The following is an 18,862-nucleotide window of genomic DNA, read 5'->3' as shown; positions in this document are numbered from 1 at the left end:
CCCCCGCCCCCAACCGGGCAAAATCCAACCAGCCCCGTCTCCGCAAGGAGGTCCCCATGCCATCGACAGGCACCACCCCGTCCGGCAGGACACAGCGGGGGGACGTCGTCCACCACCCCCTCTTCGCCCGCTTCTACGCCCGCGCCAGCGTCCGCGCCGAGACCCGCCTCGGCATCGCCGGCCTCCGTGCCCGTCTTCTCACCGGCCTCTCCGGCCGCGTGGTCGAGATCGGCGTCGGCAACGGCCTGAACTTCGCCCACTACCCGCCCACCGTGGCGGAGGTGGTCGCGATCGAACCGGAACGCAATCTGCGCAAGCTGGCGGTGGAGGCCGCGCTCCGCTCCGACGTGCCGGTCGATGTCGCGCCGGGTGCCGCCGAGGCGCTGCCGGTCAAGAGCGAGGCGTTCGACGCGGCGGTGCTGTCGCTGGTGCTGTGCAGTGTGCGGGACGTGAGGCGGGCGCTGGCCGAGGTACGGCGGGTGCTGCGGCCGGGCGGCGAGGTGCGCTTCTTCGAGCACGGTCGCGGCGGCGGGCCGGCGATGCGGGCCACGCAGCGTGCCCTGGACGCGACGCTCTGGCCGCTGATGGCGGGCGGCTGCCATCTGAGCCGCGACCCGGTGGACGCCCTGCGCTCGGCGGGCTTCGAGCTGGGCCCGTACCGGCGGCTGACGGTGCCGGAGTCGGGTCCGGTGCTGCCGGACTCCTACTGTGTGCTGGGCTCGGCCTGGCGCCCGAGGCAGGACACGTGAGGCGGCACGCGCCGCCACGGCCGGCGCCGCACGCCGGGCTTCAGGCTCACACGCACCAGCGTCGCAGTTCCTCGGCGATGTCGTACACGGACGCCTCTCCGCTCTTGGCCATCCGGGCCAGGTCCCGGACCTGCTCGGGCGAGGTGGCGACCTTGAGCCCGCTGGCGACGAGGTAGGCGTACGCGACGGCGGAGGCGAACAGCGCGTTGGAGCGCTCCAGCGCGGGCACGTGGATGAGCTGCTGGAGCAGCGCGGCGGCACGGCTGTGCGGGCTGTCGTACACGGGCACGCCGAATATCTCCGCGCGATGACGGGCGACCGCGGCGACGAGCGCTCCCCAGTCGGTGACCTGCGGGTCTCCCGGGGTCCGCTGTTCGGCGAGCATCAGCAGCCAGGCGAGGTCGATCGTGAGGTCGTTCAAGGGCTCAGCGACGGCCTTCCCCGCGGACGGCGTCGCCGCTCGTGCCGAACTCCTCGGCGAAGACGGACTCGTAGCTCTTCATGAAGTCGGCGGCGGCGTCGACGAAGGTGCGTCCCGCTTCCCCGGCGTCCTTTCTGACCAGCTCCTCGATGTAGCGGTTGACGCTCATGCCGCGGGCCAGGGCACGTTCGCGGGCGGCGCGGGCGGTGTCTTCGTCCACGCGCACGTTCAGCTGGGTCTTCGCCATACCGACGACGCTAGCGCCGTGACGCTAGCAGCGGCAAGGGGTAACGTACGGCGACTGCCCGGCGACTCGTCCCCCGGACCGATACCGGCTGTGGCCGCCGTCACACTACTCTCGGGCGGTACACGGAGTCCGCGCGATGCCCGGATCGGCGGCGCTCCGGTCCGCATGACGTCCGACACAGGTCTCGAGTTCCCGAGTTCTCGAGACGTACGGAGCCAGGAGGCAGCCTTGTCCTCACCCGCAGCTCGGCCCGCCCCGACCGCGCCCCCGGTGGGCGGGACCGCGGCCCGCGCCCGTGGCCTGACGAAGGCGTACGGCCAGGGCGAGACGACCGTGCTGGCGCTGGACGCGGTGGATGTCGACATCGCCCGCGGCCGGTTCACAGCCGTGATGGGGCCGTCGGGGTCGGGCAAGTCGACGCTGATGCACTGTCTGGCCGGGCTGGACTCCGTCTCGGCGGGTCAGGTGTGGCTGGGGGACACGGAGATCACGGGGCTGAGGGACCGGGAGCTGACGGGGCTGCGGCGGGACCGGATCGGGTTCATGTTCCAGTCGTTCAACCTGATCCCCACGCTGACCGCGCTGGAGAACATCACCCTGCCCATGGACATCGCGGGCCGCAGGCCCGATCCGGCGTGGCTGGAGCAGGTCATCGACTCGCTCGGGCTGCGCGACCGGCTCGCGCACCGGCCCTCTCAGCTGTCCGGCGGACAGCAGCAGCGGGTGGCGTGCGCGCGGGCGCTGGCCTCCCGGCCCGAGCTGATCTTCGCGGACGAGCCGACCGGGAATCTCGACTCGCGGGCCGGTCTGGAGGTCCTCGGCTTTCTCCGCTCGGCGGTCGACGATCTGGGGCAGACGGTGGTGATGGTCACCCATGACCCGGTCGCCGCCGCCTGCTCCGATCTGGTGCTCTTCCTCGCGGACGGCCGGATCGTCGACGAGATGCCGCACCCGACGGCGGAGGCGGTGCTGGAGCGGATGAAGAGGTTCGACGTGGTCCGAGGGCGGCCGGACGGCACCGCCCGTACCCCCGCCGCCGACGCCGGGGAGGAGAACGCCGTGGGCGGGACGGAACCCGGCGCAGCCGACGCGGACGTCCGGCCAGATCCCACGACGGACAGCACCCGAGCCCTCATCGACGGAACGCCCGGCCACCGGACGGACAACGACCGAGCGGACGGCGACCCGGCGGACCGCGTCCGCGGTGAGGCGGAGGGCGACTGACCGGTGCTCAAGGCGACCCTGCGCAGTTTCCTCGCCCACAAGGGCCGGCTGCTGCTGTCCGCGCTGGCCGTCGTCCTGTCCGTGGCGTTCGTGGCGGGCAGTCTGATCTTCTCCGACACGGTCTCCCGCACCTTCGACCGGCTCTTCGCCTCCACCGCCGCCGATGTGACGGTGGAGCCGAAGGACGATCTGTCCTCGCAGCTGCCGTCGGGTGCCGTGCGCACGCTGCCCGCCTCGCTGGCGGCGCGGATCGCGGCCGTGGACGGCGTCGCGTCCGCCCACGCCGATGTGTCCGTGGACGACATCACGCTGGTCGACTCCCGCAACCGCCTCGTCGGCTCGACCACCGGTGCGCCCACCATCGCCCGCGACTGGCACCCCACCGACCGCAGCCCCGTACGGCTCACCTCGGGTCACGCACCGCACGGCGACGGCGAGGCCCTGCTGGACGCCGACACCGCCGGCAAGAAGCATCTGCGGATCGGCGACACGCTCACGGTGCTGGCCCGGCCCGGCTCCTTCCGGGTCCGGATCGTCGGCATCGCCACCTTCACCACCACCAACCCGGGCGCGGCCCTGGTCTACCTGGACCCGTCGGTGGCGGCACGCAAGCTGCTGGGCGCCGCCGACCGGGCGACCGCCGTCTCGGCCACGGCCGCGCCGGGCGTCGACGACGCCCGGCTGAAGGCGCGTATCGCGGCGGCACTCGGCGACAGTCGCGACAGCGGCGGCGGCCTCATGCTGCGGACGGCGGACGAACGGGCGAAGTCGTCCGCCGAGCAGCTCGGCACGTTCCTCGACGTGATCAAGTACGTGATGCTGGGGTTCGCCGGGATCGCCGTGCTGGTCGGAGTGTTCCTGATCGTCAACACCTTCGCGATGCTCGTCGCCCAGCGCACCCGTGAGCTGGGCCTGCTGCGCGCGCTCGGGGCCGACCGGCGGCAGGTACGGCGGTCGGTGCTGACGGAGGCGGTGCTGCTGGGCGTGGCCGGGTCCACAGTGGGCCTGGCGGCCGGGATCGGTCTGGCGGTCGGGCTGATCCGGCTGATGAGCGTGTTCGGCATGAATCTGAGGACGGCGGAGATGGTCGTCGGCTGGGCGACCCCGGTCACGGCGTACGTCGTCGGCGTGGGCGTCACGTTCGTCGCGGCCTATCTCCCCGCACGGCGCGCGGCGGCGGTGTCGCCGATGGCGGCGTTGCAGGACGCGGAGATCGCGGACGTGGGGCGGCCCCTGCGGGCGCGTGCGGTGGCGGGCGGGATCGTCGGGGCGGCGGGAGCGGCGGCGCTGGCGGGCTGTGCAGCTTCGGGCCAAACGGCGACGGCGGCCTCGCTGCTGGGGCTCGGCGTGGTGCTGACGCTGATCGCCACCGTGGTCGCGGGCCCGCTGCTGGTCCGGCCCGTGATCCGGGTGCTGGGCGCGGCCTTCCCGGCGCTGTTCGGTCCGGTCGGGCGGATGAGCCAGCGCAACGCGCTGCGCAATCCGCGGCGGACCGGGGCCACCGCCGCCGCGCTGATGGTGGGGCTCGCGCTGGTCGGCGGGATGTCGGTGGCCAGCGCCTCCATGTCGCGGTCGTTCGACGAGCAGATCGACCGGACGCTGGGGGCGGACTTCGTCCTGCAGAACGCCAACTTCACGCCGTTCCCGCAGGAGATCACGGACAAGGTGCGCGGCACCGACGGGGTGGGCCTGGTCGTACGGCAGCGGTTCGCGCCGCTGGCTCTGCGGCTGCCGGACGGCAAGCGGGTGGAGACCACCGCGGCCGGTTACGACCCGCGGCTGGACGAGGTCGCCCATGTCACCTACACCGCCGGAGGCTCGGCCGCCGCGCTCGCCCCCGGCCGCCTCGGCATGGACGCCGGCTTCGCCAGGGACCACGGGGTGCGGACCGGCAGTGTCCTGCCGGTCGAGTTCCCCGGCGGCCGTACGGCGCGGCTGACGGTGGGCGCGCTCACCGACCTGGACCAGGCGGACGGGTTCGGCACCCAGGGCGGGCTGTTCATGGGGCTGTCCACGGTGGAGCGGTACATCCCCGGGGGTCAGGACTCCGCGCTGTACGTGAACGCCGCGCCGGGCGTCGCCGCCGACACGCTGAGGGGGGCTCTGGAGCGCACGCTGAAGCCGTATCCGCAGGTGCAGGTGCGGGATCTGGCCGACTACAAGGATCTGGTGCACGACCAGATCTCGGTCCTGCTGTACCTGGTGTACGCGCTGCTCGGGCTGGCGATCGTCATCGCGGTTCTCGGTGTGGTGAACACGCTCGCCCTGTCGGTCGTCGAGCGCACCCGGGAGATCGGGCTGCTGCGGGCGATCGGGCTGTCCCGGCGGCAGTTGCGCCGGATGATCCGGCTGGAGTCGGTGGTGATCGCGGTGTTCGGCGCGGTGCTGGGGCTGGCGCTGGGTCTGCTGTGGGGGGTGTGCACACAGCGGGTCCTGGCGTTGCAGGGCATGAAGGAACTGGCCGTGCCCTGGGGGACGATCGTGGCGGTGGTGATCGGCTCGGCGGTCGTCGGCGTGGCGGCGGCGCTGCTGCCGGCGCTTCGGGCGTCCCGGATGAACGTGCTGGCGGCCATCGCGCACGAGTGAGGGCCATCTGCCCGGCGGGTCGGGACCGGAGGCCGGGACACGCTCGGGCCGACTGGAGGGCGCGCGCCGTACGAGCTCGGGACCGGACGGCGCATGGCCCGCTCGGTCGAGCACTTGGCCGCACGCGCCGTACGAGGTCGGGACCGGAGGCCAGGGCGCCCGAGGGCCTGCCCTGGCCGGGTGGCCGCGCGCCTCCCGTCCGTATCGTGGAATTGGCGGTCCCGGCACTCGGCGCGTGGTGTGATCACCGTATGTCTGAACTGCGGATACGGGCTGCGACGCCCGACGACCTCGACACCGTGCTGGCGTTCTGGAAGGAGGCCGCCGAGGGCACGAGCATCAGCGACGACCGGGCCGGTGTGGAGCGGCTGGTGGAGCGGGACGCCGAGGCCCTGATCCTGGCCGAGCGGGGCGGAGAGTTGGTGGGCACGGTCATCGCGGGCTTCGACGGCTGGCGCTGCCATCTGTACCGGCTGGCCGTGCATCCGGACCACCGCCGCCAGGGCGTGGCGACGGCACTGCTGGCCGCCGCCGAGGAGCGGTTCGTACGGCTCGGCGGGCGGCGTGGGGACGCGATGGTGCTGGTGGACAACGAGCGGGCGCACCATGCGTGGCGGGCCGCCGGGTACGCGCCGGAGGAGCATTGGCGGCGCTGGGTGAAGCCGCTCGTCTGATCCCGGCCGGGTCCCGCCCGGGGCGGGGCCCGGCCACCCCACCTTCTTTGCCTGTCCTTTACCATCGGAGGGTACCCGCTCCCCGATGAAAGGCTGTGAGCGTCCCCCGATGGGCGAACCTCCCGGTCCGCGGCACCGCGCGGCCCACCCCGTCCTGTCCGATCATGGGACCGAGGTGACCCCATGACCGAAGTGCTCCTGCTGCTGGTGGCGATCCTGCTGTCGCTCGCCTGCGGTGCCTTCGTGGCCGCGGAGTTCTCCCTGACCACGGTCGAGCGCAGCGAGCTCGAGCGGGCGGTGGATCGCGGCGAGCGCGGTGCCGCCGGCGCGCTGAAGGCCGTACGGAACCTGACCTTCCAGCTTTCCGGGGCGCAGCTCGGGATCACCGTCACCAATCTGGTGGTCGGCATGCTCGCCGAGCCGTCGATCGCGAAGCTCATCGCGGGCCCGCTGGAGGCGCTCGGTGCCTCGCCGTCGACGGCGAGTTCGGTGGCGCTCGTGCTGGGGACGGGCCTGTCGACGGTGTTCCTGATGGTCGTCGGCGAGCTGGTGCCGAAGAACTGGGCGATCTCCTCGCCCCTCGCCGTGGCCCGGACGGTTGGCAACGCGCAGCGCGGTTTCAGCGCCGTCTTCCGCCCGTTCATCACCCACCTGAACAACACCGCGAACCGTCTCGTACGGCGTCTCGGCGTCGAACCCGCCGAGGAGCTGGCGTCCGCGCGAGGCCCGCAGGAGCTGGCCGCGCTGGCCCGGCACTCCGCGAAGGAGGGCGCCCTGGAGGCCGACACCGCCGAACTGTTCGTACGGACACTGAACCTCGCCGACCTGACCGCGGAGAACGTGATGACACCGCGCGTGCAGGTCATCGCGCTGGACGAGCAGGCGACCTGCGAGGACGTGGCCAACGCGACACGCGCGACGGGCCTGTCCCGGTTCCCGGTCTACCGGGGCGGCCTGGACACCGTCGTCGGCACCGCGCACATCAAGGACGTCCTCACCCTGTCCGCCGAACAGCGCCCGCGCACCCCGGTCGCCGAGCTGATGCGCGAGCCGCTGCTGGTCCCCGAGTCGCTCACCGTGGACCGGCTGCTGGACCGGCTGTCCGGGCGGCGCACCATGGCCGTCGTCATCGACGAGTACGGCGGCACGGCCGGCGTGGCCACGCTGGAGGACATCGTGGAGGAGGTCGTCGGCGAGGTCCGCGACGAGCACGATCCGCACGAGACGCCCGACCTCGCCCCGGCCGGCACCGACGAGGACGGTCGGGCCGTGTACTCCGCGGACGGCGCAGCCCGTGTCGACCAGCTCGCCCGCGTCGGTCTGAAGGCGCCGGAGGGGCCGTACGAGACGCTGGCCGGGCTGGTCGCCGCCGAACTGGGCCGCATCCCGGCCGTCGGGGACACGGTGACCGTCGCCGGGTGGCGCATGGACGTCGTCGACGCCTCCGGCCGCCGGGCCGCACGGGTCCTGCTGCACGCCCCGCAGGACGACGGCCGGCCGGACGAGGACACGAGGAGGGCCGGCCGATGACCGCCGTACAGCTGCTGATCGGTCTGGCGACGCTGGTCGTCAACGCCTTCTTCGTCGGCGCCGAGTTCGCGCTGATCTCCGTACGGCGCTCGCAGATCGAGCCGCACGCGGAGGCCGGGGACCGGCGGGCCAGGAGCGTGCTGTGGGGGCTGGAGCACGTGTCGGCACTGCTCGCCGCCGCCCAGCTCGGCATCACGCTGTGCACGCTGGTCCTCGGCGTGGTCGCCGAGCCGGCCATCGCGCATCTGCTGGAGCCGGTGTTCCACGCGGTCGGCGTGCCCGAGGGTGCCGGGCACGCGGTGTCCTTCGTGATCGCGCTGACCCTCGCCACGTATCTGCACATGCTGCTCGGCGAGATGGTGCCGAAGAACATCGCGCTGGCCGAGCCGGTGAGCAGCGCGCTGATGCTGGGCCCGCCGCTGGTCGCGCTGTCCCGGGCGCTCAAGCCGGTGATCTTCGCGGTGAACGCGTTCGCCGACGGGCTGCTCAGACTGCTGCGGATCGAGACGAAAAGCGAGGTGACGGCGACGTTCTCGGACGCCGAGCTTGCGCAGATCGTCCGGGACGCGGGCGAGGCCGGACTGATCGACGAGCGGGCCCGTGAACGGCTGAACGACGCGTTGGAGCTGGGCCGGCGGCCGGTGCGGGACGTCGTGCTGCCGCTGGAGCGGGTGGTGTACGCGCGTGTGGGCGTCACGCCGGAGGAGCTGGAGCGGCTGTCGGCCGACTCCGGGTTCTCCCGTTTCCCGGTGGTCGACGAGGGCCGCCGGATCGTGGGGTATCTCCATGTCAAGGACGCGCTGGACGCCGCACCGCGGGACGTGCCCTTCCGGCTGCGGGACATGCGCCGGATCGCGCAGGTCCGCGAGACGACCCCCATGGACGACGTCCTCACCGCGATGCGGGGCAGCCGCACCCACCTGGCGGCCGTCCTCGGCACCGACGGGCGGCTGGCCGGGCTGGTGACGATGGAGGACGTCCTGCGGGAGCTGTTCGGCCAGCCGGCGAGCTGACGGGCGCGCCGGGCCGGATGCCGCAGGCCCGAAGGCATCCGGCCCTCGGGCCCGCGTCCGGAGGGTTCCGGGCCCTGGGCGCTCGGGCCCGAAGGCCTACGGCCGGGAGGCATCAGGCCCGAAGATTTCCGGCCCGAAAGGCGCAGGCCAGGGAGGCGCGGGGCCGCCTCCTGGGCCGACCGACCGCCGGGTATGGAGGGTCGGATAGCATCAGGGGCGCCATGCAGACGAACCCCGCCCACACCAGCCTGGTCGCCGTCGGCGACTCGTTCACCGAAGGCATGTCGGACCTTCTCCCCGACGGCTCCTACCGCGGCTGGGCCGACCTTCTCGCCGCCCGGATGGCCGCCCGCACACCCGGGTTCCGGTACGCGAACCTGGCCGTGCGCGGCAAGCTCATCGGACAGATCGTCGACGAGCAGGTGGGCGTGGCCGCCGAGATGGGCGCCGATGTGATCACGCTGGTCGGCGGTCTCAACGACACGCTGCGGCCCAAGTGCGACATGGGCCGGGTCAAGGGCCTGCTGACGGAGGCCGTGGAGCGTCTCGCGCCGTCCTGCAAACAGCTGGTGCTGATGCGCAGCCCCGGCCGTCAGGGGCCCGTCCTCGAGCGGTTCCGGCCCCGGATGGAGGAGCTGTTCGCGTGCGTGGAGGAGCTGGCCGCGCGGCACGACGCCCTCGTGGTCGACCTGTACGGCGCCCCGGCACTGGGCGACCCGCGGCTGTGGGACGTGGACCGGCTGCATCTGACCGCTGAGGGGCACCGTCGGGTCGCGGAGGCGGTGTGGCAGACCCTCGGGTACGAGCCGGAGGACCCCGACTGGCACACGCCGCTGCCCCCGGCGGCGCCGCCGCGCTGGCTCGACCGCCGCATCGCCGACGTCCGCTTCACCCGGCAGCACCTGCTGCCGTGGATAGGCCGCAGGCTGACGGGCCGTTCCTCGGGCGACGGCCGCCCCGCCAAACGCCCGGAGCTTGTGCCGTACCTCCTCGACAACGTCGAGTGACGGGCGTCTCGTAGCTTCCGCCGAACCGGGGCGTGGCGCTGGCCTGCACGAATCGCCAGTAGAATCTGGACACGTGACTTCAGCGCCCGCCAAGCCCCGCATCCCGAACGTCCTCGCCGGACGGTACGCCTCCGCCGAGCTCGCCACGCTCTGGTCGCCCGAGCAGAAGGTGAAGCTGGAGCGTCAGCTCTGGCTCGCCGTGCTGCGGGCGCAGAAGGACCTCGGCATCGAGGTGCCGGAGCAGGCGCTCGCCGACTACGAGCGCGTCCTCGACACCGTCGACCTCGCCTCCATCGCCGAGCGGGAGAAGGTCACCCGGCACGACGTGAAGGCCCGTATCGAGGAGTTCAACGACCTCGCCGGGCACGAGCAGGTCCACAAGGGCATGACCTCCCGTGACCTGACGGAGAACGTCGAGCAGCTCCAGATCCGCCTCTCCCTGGAACTGATGCGGGACCGGACCGTGGCCGTGCTGGCCCGGCTGGGCAAGCTGGCCGGCGAGTACGGCGAGCTGGTCATGGCCGGCCGCTCCCACAATGTCGCCGCACAGGCCACCACTCTGGGCAAGCGGTTCGCGACCGCCGCCGACGAGCTGCTCGTCGCCCATGCCCGGCTGGAGGAGCTGCTCGGCCGCTACCCGCTGCGCGGCATCAAGGGCCCGGTCGGCACCGCCCAGGACATGCTGGACCTGCTCGGCGGTGACGCCGCGAAGCTGGCGGAGCTGGAGGGCCGGATCGCCGCGCACCTCGGTTTCGGGCAGGCGTTCACCTCGGTCGGCCAGGTGTATCCGCGCTCCCTGGACTACGAGGTCGTCACCGCGCTGGTGCAGCTCGCCGCCGCCCCGTCCTCGCTGGCGAAGACGATCCGGCTGATGGCCGGGCACGAACTGGTCACCGAGGGCTTCAAGCCGGGCCAGGTCGGCTCCTCGGCGATGCCGCACAAGATGAACACCCGCTCCTGCGAGCGCGTCAACGGCCTGATGGTGATCCTGCGCGGCTACGCGTCGATGACGGGCGAGCTGGCGGGCGACCAGTGGAACGAGGGCGACGTGTCCTGCTCGGTGGTGCGGCGTGTCGCGCTGCCGGACGCGTTCTTCGCGCTGGACGGCCTGCTGGAGACCTTCCTGACCGTCCTCGACGAGTTCGGTGCGTTCCCCGCCGTCGTCGCCCGCGAGCTGGACCGCTATCTGCCGTTCCTCGCCACGACGAAGGTGCTGATGGGCGCGGTGCGGGCGGGTGTCGGCCGTGAGGTGGCGCACGAGGCGATCAAGGAGAACGCGGTCGCGACCGCGCTGGCGATGCGCGAGCAGGGCGCCGAGCGCAACGATCTGCTGGACAAGCTGGCCGCGGACGAGCGTCTGCCGCTCGACCGGGAGCAACTCGCCGCGCTGATGGCGGACAAGCTGTCGTTCACGGGTGCCGCCGCCGACCAGGTCGCGCAGGTCGTCGCCCGGATCGAGGAGATCGTCAAGCAGCACCCGGAGGCCGCCGGCTACACCCCGGGAGCGATCCTCTGACGCGCCTGACCCGGCAGGATCTGGAGGCCGCCCGCGACCGTCTCGTACCGGACGTCGTCGCGGACGGCCTTCGTGTTCTGTTCTGCGGGATCAACCCCGGTCTGATGACGGCGGCGACGGGCCATCATTTCGCGCGGCCCGGCAACCGGTTCTGGCCGGTGCTGCATCTGTCCGGGTTCACGCCGAGGCAGCTGCGGCCCGCCGAGCAGCGGGAGCTGCTGTCGTACGGGCTGGGCATCACCAACGTGGTGGCGCGCGCGACGGCTCGGGCGGACGAGCTGAGCGCCGAGGAGTACCGGGAGGGCGGGCGGCTGCTGGCGGCGAAGGTGACGCGGCTGCGGCCCCACTGGCTGGCGGTGGTGGGGGTGACCGCCTATCGGGCCGCCTTCGACGACCGGAAGGCGCGGGTGGGTCCGCAGGAGCGGGTCATCGGCGGTACGCGTGTATGGGTGCTGCCGAATCCGAGCGGGCTGAACGCGCACTGGACGGCGGCGACGATGGCGGAGGAGTTCGCCCGGCTGCGGGAGGCCGCCGAGGGGTAGGGCCGTGTCGCCGGAACCGACGGGCTGCCGCCGGGGCCCCGCGTACGCCGCGGGCCTGCCTGTACGGCCGAGGTCGGCCCGTAACCCCCGCATCACCGTGCACTCGGCAGATCCGTGCCCGCGCGCCGCGTCGCGGGGGGCCGTCGGTCAGGGCGGGTCGGTCTCGGTCGCGGTGAGCAAGAGCCGTATCTCGTCGGCGGGGTCGCGGTCGGCGACCGCGAGGACCAGCCAGTGGCCGTGCTCCCGGCACTCCCACAGCCAGGCGTGCGCCGCGAGGTGGCTGAGCCGCGCCCAGGGCTGGGGTATCTCCTCGCTCTCCGTGCGCAGCAGTGTCGTCTGCAGTCCCAGGTGATACGGCTCCCCCCAGCGTGCCGATAGCAGCGCGGCCAGTGCCTCCGCGTCCTCGTGAAGCCGCTTCTGCCATCGCGCGCGTGTCAGGGCGTCAGTGGTGTTCAGGCCGTGGCTGGACGCCAGCTCGGCCGTGCGGTGGCCGGGACCCGACATGCCGTCCGGCCCGCCGTCCTCGGCGGGAAGTCCGCGCGAGCACAGCCGGCCGGCGATGACGAGATGCTGCTCGATGCCCATGTGATCCAGTAAAGCCGCCACCACTGACAATTGGCGGGGCGTCACCTTCCCGCGGGCCCCGGCGGCCTCACGCGTCCCGGCGCCGTACCCTCCACGCGCCCGCGGCGAGGGCCGCCGCCGTCCACAGCGCGGTGACCGCGAGACCGCTCCACGGGCCGAGGGAGCCGTCCCGGGTGTGGTGGAGGACGATCTGCCCGGACCGGTCGGGCAGCAGATCGGCGACGCCTCCCGCCGCGTCGCCGATGACGAACGACACGACGATCAGCAGGGGGATGACGATGCTCAGCGTGGCCACTCCGCTGCGCAGCACCGCCGCGAGCCCCGTCGCGAGCAGCGCCATCAGCGTGAGGTAGAGGGCGCAGCCGACCGCGGCGCGCACCCCCTCGCCCCAGCCGGGCCCGTCGGCGCCGAGCACCGCCTTGCCGACGGCGAGACTGGTCAGGCCGGTGAGCAGGCCCACGGCCAGCGCGGGCAGCGTGACGGCCGCCGCCTTCGCGGTGAACCAGCGCGACCGGTCGGGCACCGCGGCCAGCGACAGCCGCAGCGCGCCTCCGTGGAACTCGGCGGACATGGCGGTGGTGCCGAACGCGATCGCCGCGATCTGCCCGAGGTTGACGCCGATGAACGCGGCGTACAGGCGGTCGGTGTCGGGGCCTCCGGCGTCGTGTGCGGCGAGCGCGGTGAAGGCGGCGGTGACGATCAGAACGGCGCCGAGACTGCCGACGAGGGAGCGCAGGGTGCGGATCTTGAGCCACTCGGCGTGCAGAGCGGGAGCGAAATACACGGTCAGGCCTCCTGGTGGCGGGCGGTGAACTCGGACTCGTCGCCGGTCAGGTCGAGATAGGCCTCCTCCAGGGTGGCCTCGCGGGCGGCGAGTTCGAGGAGGGGGACACCCGCCTCGTGGGCGAGCCGGCCGATGTCGTCCACACGCGCGTGCGGGACCGTCCAGGCGCCGTCGCCGCTGTCGTCGACGCACAGCCCGTGCCGGGCGAGCGCGGCGTGCAGGGCGGCGGGGTCGCTGGTGCGCACCCGGACGCTGGGCTGCACGCGCGTGTCGATGAAGTCGCGCAGCGGCAGGTCGGCGAGGAGCCGGCCGCGGCCGAGGACGACGAGGTGGTCGGCGAACGCCGCGGTCTCGTTCATCAGATGGCTGGAGACCAGGACCGTGCGCCCCTCGGCGGCGAGCCGGCGCAGCAGCTCGCGGACCCAGACGATGCCTTCCGGGTCGAGGCCGTTGGACGGCTCGTCGAGGAGGACCGCGGGCGGATCGCCGAGCAGGGCGGCGGCGATGCCGAGCCGCTGCCGCATGCCGAGGGAGTACGTCCGCACCCGGCGGCGCGCCACCGAGGCGAGGCCCGTCTCCTCCAGTACCTCGTCCACCCGGCGTTCCGGGATGCGGTTGCTCGCGGCCAGCACGCGCAGATGGTCCCGGGCGGTGCGGGAGCCGTGCGCGGCCCCGGCGTCGAGCAGCGCGCCGACCGTGCGCAGGGGCTCGGGACGGTCCGCGTAGGGGCGCCCGCCGACGGTGGCGGTGCCGGACGTGGGCCGGTCGAGGCCGAGGACGAGACGCAGGGTGGTGGACTTGCCGGCGCCGTTCGGGCCGAGGAATCCGGTGACACGGCCCGGCTCGACGCGGAAGGTGAGCCGGTCCACGGCGCGGCGGGAACCGTAGTCCTTGGTGAGGTCACTGACGTCGATGCTGGTCATGGCGGCAAGCCTGGCCGGTCGGCCGGTGCGGGCACCTCCCCCGGGAGAGGAGGGCAGCTCCCCCGTGCGGGGGAGACCGGTCGTCGGTGGCGGGTGGCACGATGGCCGAATGGTCCGACGACTGCCGCGCCCGGTGCGCCCATTGCTGCGGGGGACGACGTACACCCGGTTGCTGCACCTGTGGGTGCCCATGCTGGCCGTCAGCGTGTGGCTGTTCGTCAGCCCGTCCACGCCGTGGGTGCCGGCCCTGCTGCTGGTGCCCGTCGGTCTGCTGCCCGGCGTGCGGCGCGGCGAGGGTGTGCAGGCGTGGCTGCTGCTGACGCCGGGCAAGGGCGAGTCGGGCATCGCGGTGACACCGTCGGCCTCCTGGCGGGACCGGCTGCGCACGGTGGTGTGGCTGGAGGCGCGCATGCTGCTGGGCACGACCGCCGCCCTCGGCACGGTGTGGCTGCCCGCCCTCTCCTTCGACCTGGTGGCGGCGGCGCTCGGGCACCGCCGGTCCGACGTGCCGTTCCTGGGCGCGTTCCCGCCGGACCGGGTGTGCGTGCTGCTCGCGCCGCTTCCCCTGCTCGCGCTGTACGGCCTGGTGGTCGGGCTCGGCGAGCTGATCACGGCGCTGGCGCGGCGGCTGCTGGGCCCCTCCCCCGCGGAGCGACTGGCGGCGCTGGAGGAGCGTACCGAGCAGTTGCTGGAGCGTACGCGTATCGCGCGGGAGCTGCACGACTCGATCGGGCACGCGCTGACGGTGGCGGTGCTGCAAGCCGGTGCGGCGCGCGCGGCGGGCGATCCGGAGTTCACCGACCGGGCGCTGGCCGCGATCGAGGACACCGGGCGGGCCGCGCTGGAGGACCTGGAGCGGGTGCTCGGCGTGCTGCGCGAGTCCGAGCGTCCGGTGAGCGGCCGTCCCACGCTGGCGGACGCGGACCGGCTGCTGGAGTCGGCGCGGGCGGCGGGCGCCGAGGTGGCGGCGGAACTGTCGGGGCCGATACGTGAGCTGCCCGGCCCGGTCTCCCGGGAGGGCTACCGGATGCTGCAGGAGGCCCTGACCAATGTGCTGCGGCACGCGGGTGCGGTCCCGGTCCGGGTCCGGGTCGCCGTCTCCGGCGACGGGCTGGACCTCGAGGTGCGCAACCCCCTGCCGGCGGAGACCGGCGGCCCGCGCCAGGGGCGCGGCGGCAGCGGGCTGCGCGGGATGCGGGAGCGGGCGGCGCTGCTCGGCGGCCGGGTCAGCTCGGGGCCCGACGAGGGCGACTGGACGGTCCGCGCGTATCTGCCGGGCACGACGGCACCCCGCCCGAGCAGGGCGTCCGCATAGTTTCAAGTGGCTGCCGGGGCGCGTGGGTTCGCCCTAGGATGACGAACCGTCAACTGTCGGCCGTCGCTGAGCAGGAGTGCCACCCGCATGTCCATCGATACGCCGGAGTCCTCCGAACCGTCCCTGCCCGTGTGGGTGTCCGCCGACGAGGTGGAGGATCTGCTGGACGAGTCCAAGGGGCTGCTGCGACGCAACGGCGACGCCGTGCTCCAGCAGGTGCCGCTGGGCCCGCTCCGCAAGAACCTCACGGCCACCGTGGACGCGCTCCAGCAGCTGTTCGCGGACATCGCCGCCCGCGGGGGCACCTTGCCGCTGAAGGAGGCACAGCTGTCGTTCCAGATCACGGCCACCGGCGGGCTCCAGCTGATCGGCACCGGTCAGGTGCAGGGCACCCGGGCCATCACGCTGGTGTTCAAGCAGTAACCGGATGGGCCGCTACCGGGCCGTACTGGTGGGGGCGAGCGACTACCAGTCCTCCCAGGGAGCGTTCTCCTCGCTCGATTTCATCCCGGCCGAGCTGAACCGGCTGCGCACCGCGCTGCTCGAACGCGGCTTCGACCGGGTCGACCTGGTCGCGCGGGGTTTCGCGGCCGACCACGGCACCGGCATCAACGCCTCGCTGGTCCGTGGCAGCGTCAACAAGGCGCTGACGGAGGCGGGCATCGACGACACGCTGCTGATCGTGCTGAGCGGGCACGGCATCCGGCACGAGGGCCGCGACTTCTTCGTACCCGAGGGGCTGCACCCGTACGACGACCAGATCTCCGAATCGGTGGCGCTCGACTGGGCGGAACGGGAAGTGGCCCGCAGCGATGCCGGCACCGTCGTGTTCCTCTTCGACATCTGCCGGGAGGGTGTTCGCCAGCAGGAGGCCAAGGGGCCGCCCCTGCTCGTACGGCGCAACCAGGATCTCGACTGGAGGCTGGAGAAGCGCCGCAAGGTGGCCCGCGTGTTCGCCTGCTCCCCGCTGGAGCTGGCCCTGTGGTCGCGTGGCGAGGCGGCGGGCGAGGACCCGGAGTCGGGCGCCTTCAGCCTGTTCACGCGGGCCTTCACCGAACTGGTCGAGGCCTCGACGCCCCAGGTGGCCCTTCCGGATCTGCTGGTCTCGTTGCAGACCCGGGTCACCGAGCTGCACACGCTGCTCGGGAAGCGGGGCTCACCGCAGCAGGTCGACCACCAGATCACGAGCGGGCACGCGAAGGACGCCGTCGTCGTGCTGCCCGCCGCTCCCGGCGCCGGGGACGCCGTCCCGCCGCCCTCGTACGCGGACCACGAGTGGGTGCGGCTCGTCGAGGAGCACACGGTGTGGAGTCTCGTCCCGGAGCCGCAGCCGACCGTGATCGGGGCGCTGAAGGAACGGTGCGCCGCGATCACGGAGCGGCTCGCGGCGGCAAACGAGCGCGACGAACCGCTGTTGGCCGGTGACCCCTGGCACGATCCGCTGCACGCCCGGCGCACCAGCCAGCAGCTGGCCCAGCTCGTGACCGGGGCCCCGTCCGACAACCCCAGGCCGCTGACCGACCTGCGGCCCACCGAGGCCGCGCTCCTCGCGCTGCTGCCGTTCGTGCTGCACACCGTCGAGGTCGGCATCGCGGCGTCCGAGGTGTCGGCCCTGCGGAAGGAACCCCCGCAGTTCACGACGTTCGCCGAACGGTATCCGCGGGAGCGGCGGCGGCTGGAGCAGGCCCGGCGCGCCGGCAACGACGGCGCCGTGCGGGACATCCGGTGGTGGCTGTACCACCGGTGGCTGCTGCACAGGGGCGAGACCTACCACCCGTCCGTCCTGACGGCGCTGCTGCCCGCCGCCGAGATCGACGCAGACGGTGCGGGGGCCGGGCACCGGCCGGGCCCCTGGGTCGACGACGCCCTGGGCGCGGAACGGCTGCTCCGGCTCGTCAACGAGCTGCGCCTGTCACCGTTCTCCCTGCCCCGCGACGGCGTCCCGGCACCGGCCGCCGCCGACAGCGTGGACATGGTGCTGCCCGCCAAGTCCACCGTGGCGGGCGGGACCCTGGAGCAGCACGATGTACGGGAGCGTCTCGTCGCCGTCCTGCTGAAACTGGCCCGCGCCCGCGCCGTCACACCCCTCGCGCTGCCGCAGGTCGTCGTGCAGAACCTCGGGGTCCGCGACCAGATCGACCTGCCGGACCTGCGCACCCGGTTGCAGGGCGCGTACTGGGATCGCCTCGGCAAGAGCATCACCCTGCGGGCCGTCGTACGGCACCATGTGGGCGCGCTCGCCCTGGAGACGTACTGCGGGCAGGTCGACGGGTTGCTGCGACAGATCAGCGAGGTCGGCGACCTGCCGTGGGACCTGCGCCCCCTGGACAGGCTGCCGGCCCGGGCCGGCGCGGACCTCGAGGCACCCGTCCATCTGCGCAACGCGATCCGGTTCCGCGCCGACGAGGAACGCGTCCTGGACCTGCTGATGGGCCGCAACCTCTACAAGAATCCGGAACTCGCCGTCCGCGAGCTGTACCAGAACGCCATGGATGCGTGCCGCCACCGCGATCTGCGCACCCGGTATCTGCGCCGCATGGGCGCCGACCTGCCGCCCTGGGAAGGCGCCATCACCTTCACGCAGGGCATCGACGCCGACGGCCGGCGCTATCTGCGCTGCCATGACAACGGCATCGGCATGGGCGAGAACGAGATCCGCAACGCCTTCACCGAGGCGGGAGCCAGGTTCGTCCATCTGCCGGAGTTCGTACGGGAGATGGCGCTGTGGCAGCAGCACGCACCGGATCTGAAGCTGTACCCGAACAGCCGGTTCGGCATCGGCGTGCTCAGCTACTTCATGCTCGCCGACGAGATCACCGTCGAGACGTGCCGCTTGGGCATGGACGGACGCCTCGGACAGGCACTGCGCGTGTCCATCGCCGGCCCGGGGACCTTGTTCCGCATCGATCCGCTGCCCGATGATCCGCGGAGGGAGGCGGGGACCACGGTCACTCTGTATCTCAACCCGCCCGAGAGCGACGAACTCCCGGTGTCCTGTCTGCATCTGCTGGAGGAACAGCTCTGGGTCGCGCCCTATCGGACCGTCGTGTCGGCGGGTGGCAGGACGGCCGTGTGGGAGCCGAACGAGCTGAGGGTCGAAGCGCTCCAGCAACACCAGGATCCCAGTGTTGCGCTCGCACGGTCACGGCGAACTGAGCCGACCGTGGCCAAGGTCGGCGACGGAAAACTGTACTGGGTGGGCGGCAAGGGGGTGTTGCTCGCAGACGGAATCAAGACCGACCAGGACAGATTCGGTGTGGTCGTCGACCTGCGTGACGAGTTGCGCCCCGAACTGCTGTCCGTGGACCGGCTCGAGCTGCAGCGCTACGACGAGGAGGCCGTGGAGCGCCTCGAACTGGCTGCGCTGCCCGAACTCGTCACCAGCCCGGTCTTCACGGACGACTGGGTGCTCCAGGTGGCCGAATCGGACGACAGGCTCGCCGTGGCCTGTGTACGCCATGCCGCTGCGGCCGAGATCACATGGGAGTACCGCGGGCACCGCATGCCCGTCGCCGCGAGCGGCGTGTTCCTCCCTGACGAGCTGCTCCTGTACGCCCTCACCGCAAAGCCCTTGCGGCCTTCCGAACCGTGGGGGGACGACACGCATCTTTTCGTCAGCACCATGCCGGAGTACATCGTCCGCTGGCGCCTGCTGGCCCTGCTGCGCGGAGGGGTGGGCGTGGCCGCCACCGAAGCGGTGCGGGCCTCCGAGCCCGTCACGGCCGTACCCACCGATTAGCGTGTGC

Annotated in this window: 17 protein-coding genes; 12 read left to right on the top strand and 5 right to left on the bottom strand. The window is 72.8% G+C overall.

Annotation, left to right across the window (positions count from 1 at the left end):
- The first annotated feature begins 56 nt into the window (after positions 1-56).
- On the top strand, positions 57-749 hold the full coding sequence (locus MTQ10_RS04840) for a class I SAM-dependent methyltransferase (protein WP_247462577.1): 693 nt from the start codon (positions 57-59) through the stop codon (positions 747-749).
- Between the two features lie 46 nt (positions 750-795).
- Here the strand turns inward: MTQ10_RS04840 and MTQ10_RS04835 are convergent, their stop codons facing one another.
- Both MTQ10_RS04835 and MTQ10_RS04830 read right to left on the bottom strand, forming a co-directional pair.
- The gene (locus MTQ10_RS04835; RefSeq protein ID WP_247462575.1) at positions 796-1,170 is read right to left on the bottom strand and encodes a fic family toxin-antitoxin system, toxin component; all 375 of its coding nucleotides are present in this window, start codon (positions 1,168-1,170) and stop codon (positions 796-798) included.
- Between the two features lie 4 nt (positions 1,171-1,174).
- Positions 1,175-1,417: a toxin-antitoxin system HicB family antitoxin gene (locus MTQ10_RS04830; protein WP_247462573.1), complete on the bottom strand. Its 243-nt coding sequence runs from the start codon at positions 1,415-1,417 to the stop codon at positions 1,175-1,177.
- Positions 1,418-1,645: 228 nt separating this feature from the next.
- Here MTQ10_RS04830 and MTQ10_RS04825 point away from each other — a divergent pair, with 228 nt between their 5' ends.
- The 8 genes from MTQ10_RS04825 (at position 1,646) to mug (ending at position 11,509) form a co-directional block, all read left to right on the top strand.
- On the top strand, positions 1,646-2,641 hold the full coding sequence (locus MTQ10_RS04825; RefSeq protein WP_247462571.1) for an ABC transporter ATP-binding protein: 996 nt from the start codon (positions 1,646-1,648) through the stop codon (positions 2,639-2,641).
- A 3-nt stretch (positions 2,642-2,644) separates the two neighbouring features.
- Positions 2,645-5,227 (top strand): ABC transporter permease, encoded by a 2,583-nt coding sequence (locus MTQ10_RS04820; RefSeq protein WP_247462569.1) that lies wholly within the window; start codon positions 2,645-2,647, stop codon positions 5,225-5,227.
- 251 nt (positions 5,228-5,478) lie between these two features.
- Positions 5,479-5,901 carry a GNAT family N-acetyltransferase gene (locus MTQ10_RS04815; protein WP_247462567.1) on the top strand — a complete coding sequence of 141 codons (423 nt, stop codon included), beginning with the start codon at positions 5,479-5,481 and terminating at the stop codon, positions 5,899-5,901.
- Between the two features lie 183 nt (positions 5,902-6,084).
- Entirely contained in the window at positions 6,085-7,431 is a 1,347-nt protein-coding gene (locus MTQ10_RS04810; protein WP_247462564.1) for a hemolysin family protein, read from the top strand.
- Positions 7,428-8,444, top strand: a complete 1,017-nt coding sequence (locus MTQ10_RS04805) for a hemolysin family protein (RefSeq protein ID WP_247462563.1) — start codon at positions 7,428-7,430, stop codon at positions 8,442-8,444. Before MTQ10_RS04810 ends, MTQ10_RS04805 begins: the two co-directional genes overlap by 4 nt.
- A 221-nt stretch (positions 8,445-8,665) precedes the next feature.
- Positions 8,666-9,451 carry an SGNH/GDSL hydrolase family protein gene (locus tag MTQ10_RS04800; protein WP_247462561.1) on the top strand — a complete coding sequence of 262 codons (786 nt, stop codon included), beginning with the start codon at positions 8,666-8,668 and terminating at the stop codon, positions 9,449-9,451.
- Positions 9,452-9,524: 73 nt separating this feature from the next.
- The gene (gene purB / locus MTQ10_RS04795) at positions 9,525-10,967 is read left to right on the top strand and encodes an adenylosuccinate lyase (RefSeq protein ID WP_247462559.1); all 1,443 of its coding nucleotides are present in this window, start codon (positions 9,525-9,527) and stop codon (positions 10,965-10,967) included.
- Positions 10,964-11,509, top strand: coding sequence for a G/U mismatch-specific DNA glycosylase (gene mug / locus MTQ10_RS04790; RefSeq protein ID WP_247462581.1), 546 nt, complete (start codon positions 10,964-10,966; stop codon positions 11,507-11,509). Before purB ends, mug begins: the two co-directional genes overlap by 4 nt.
- Positions 11,510-11,656: 147 nt before the next feature.
- On the opposite strand, the gene MTQ10_RS04785 is transcribed toward mug, so the two are convergent.
- From MTQ10_RS04785 to MTQ10_RS04775, 3 genes are all read right to left on the bottom strand, one after another.
- Entirely contained in the window at positions 11,657-12,094 is a 438-nt protein-coding gene (locus MTQ10_RS04785) for a hypothetical protein (protein WP_247462557.1), read from the bottom strand.
- Positions 12,095-12,161: 67 nt separating this feature from the next.
- A complete protein-coding gene (locus MTQ10_RS04780) occupies positions 12,162-12,878 on the bottom strand; it encodes an ABC transporter permease (protein WP_247462555.1) in 717 nt (238 codons plus the stop codon).
- A 2-nt stretch (positions 12,879-12,880) separates the two neighbouring features.
- Positions 12,881-13,801 carry an ATP-binding cassette domain-containing protein gene (locus MTQ10_RS04775; RefSeq protein ID WP_247462553.1) on the bottom strand — a complete coding sequence of 307 codons (921 nt, stop codon included), beginning with the start codon at positions 13,799-13,801 and terminating at the stop codon, positions 12,881-12,883.
- A 121-nt stretch (positions 13,802-13,922) separates the two neighbouring features.
- Here MTQ10_RS04775 and MTQ10_RS04770 point away from each other — a divergent pair, with 121 nt between their 5' ends.
- From MTQ10_RS04770 to MTQ10_RS04760, 3 genes are all read left to right on the top strand, one after another.
- Positions 13,923-15,116, top strand: a complete 1,194-nt coding sequence (locus MTQ10_RS04770; RefSeq protein WP_247462579.1) for a sensor histidine kinase — start codon at positions 13,923-13,925, stop codon at positions 15,114-15,116.
- 87 nt (positions 15,117-15,203) lie between these two features.
- Positions 15,204-15,539, top strand: coding sequence for a Pepco domain-containing protein (locus MTQ10_RS04765; protein ID WP_247462551.1), 336 nt, complete (start codon positions 15,204-15,206; stop codon positions 15,537-15,539).
- A 4-nt stretch (positions 15,540-15,543) separates the two neighbouring features.
- Positions 15,544-18,855, top strand: coding sequence for an HD domain-containing protein (locus MTQ10_RS04760; RefSeq protein ID WP_247462549.1), 3,312 nt, complete (start codon positions 15,544-15,546; stop codon positions 18,853-18,855).
- Positions 18,856-18,862: the final 7 nt, after the last annotated feature.

This window comes from Streptomyces sp. XM83C (assembly GCF_023072675.1).
GTDB classification, from domain to species: Bacteria; Actinomycetota; Actinomycetes; order Streptomycetales; family Streptomycetaceae; genus Streptomyces; species Streptomyces thermocoprophilus.
This window is presented reverse-complemented; position numbering and strand designations above follow the sequence as displayed.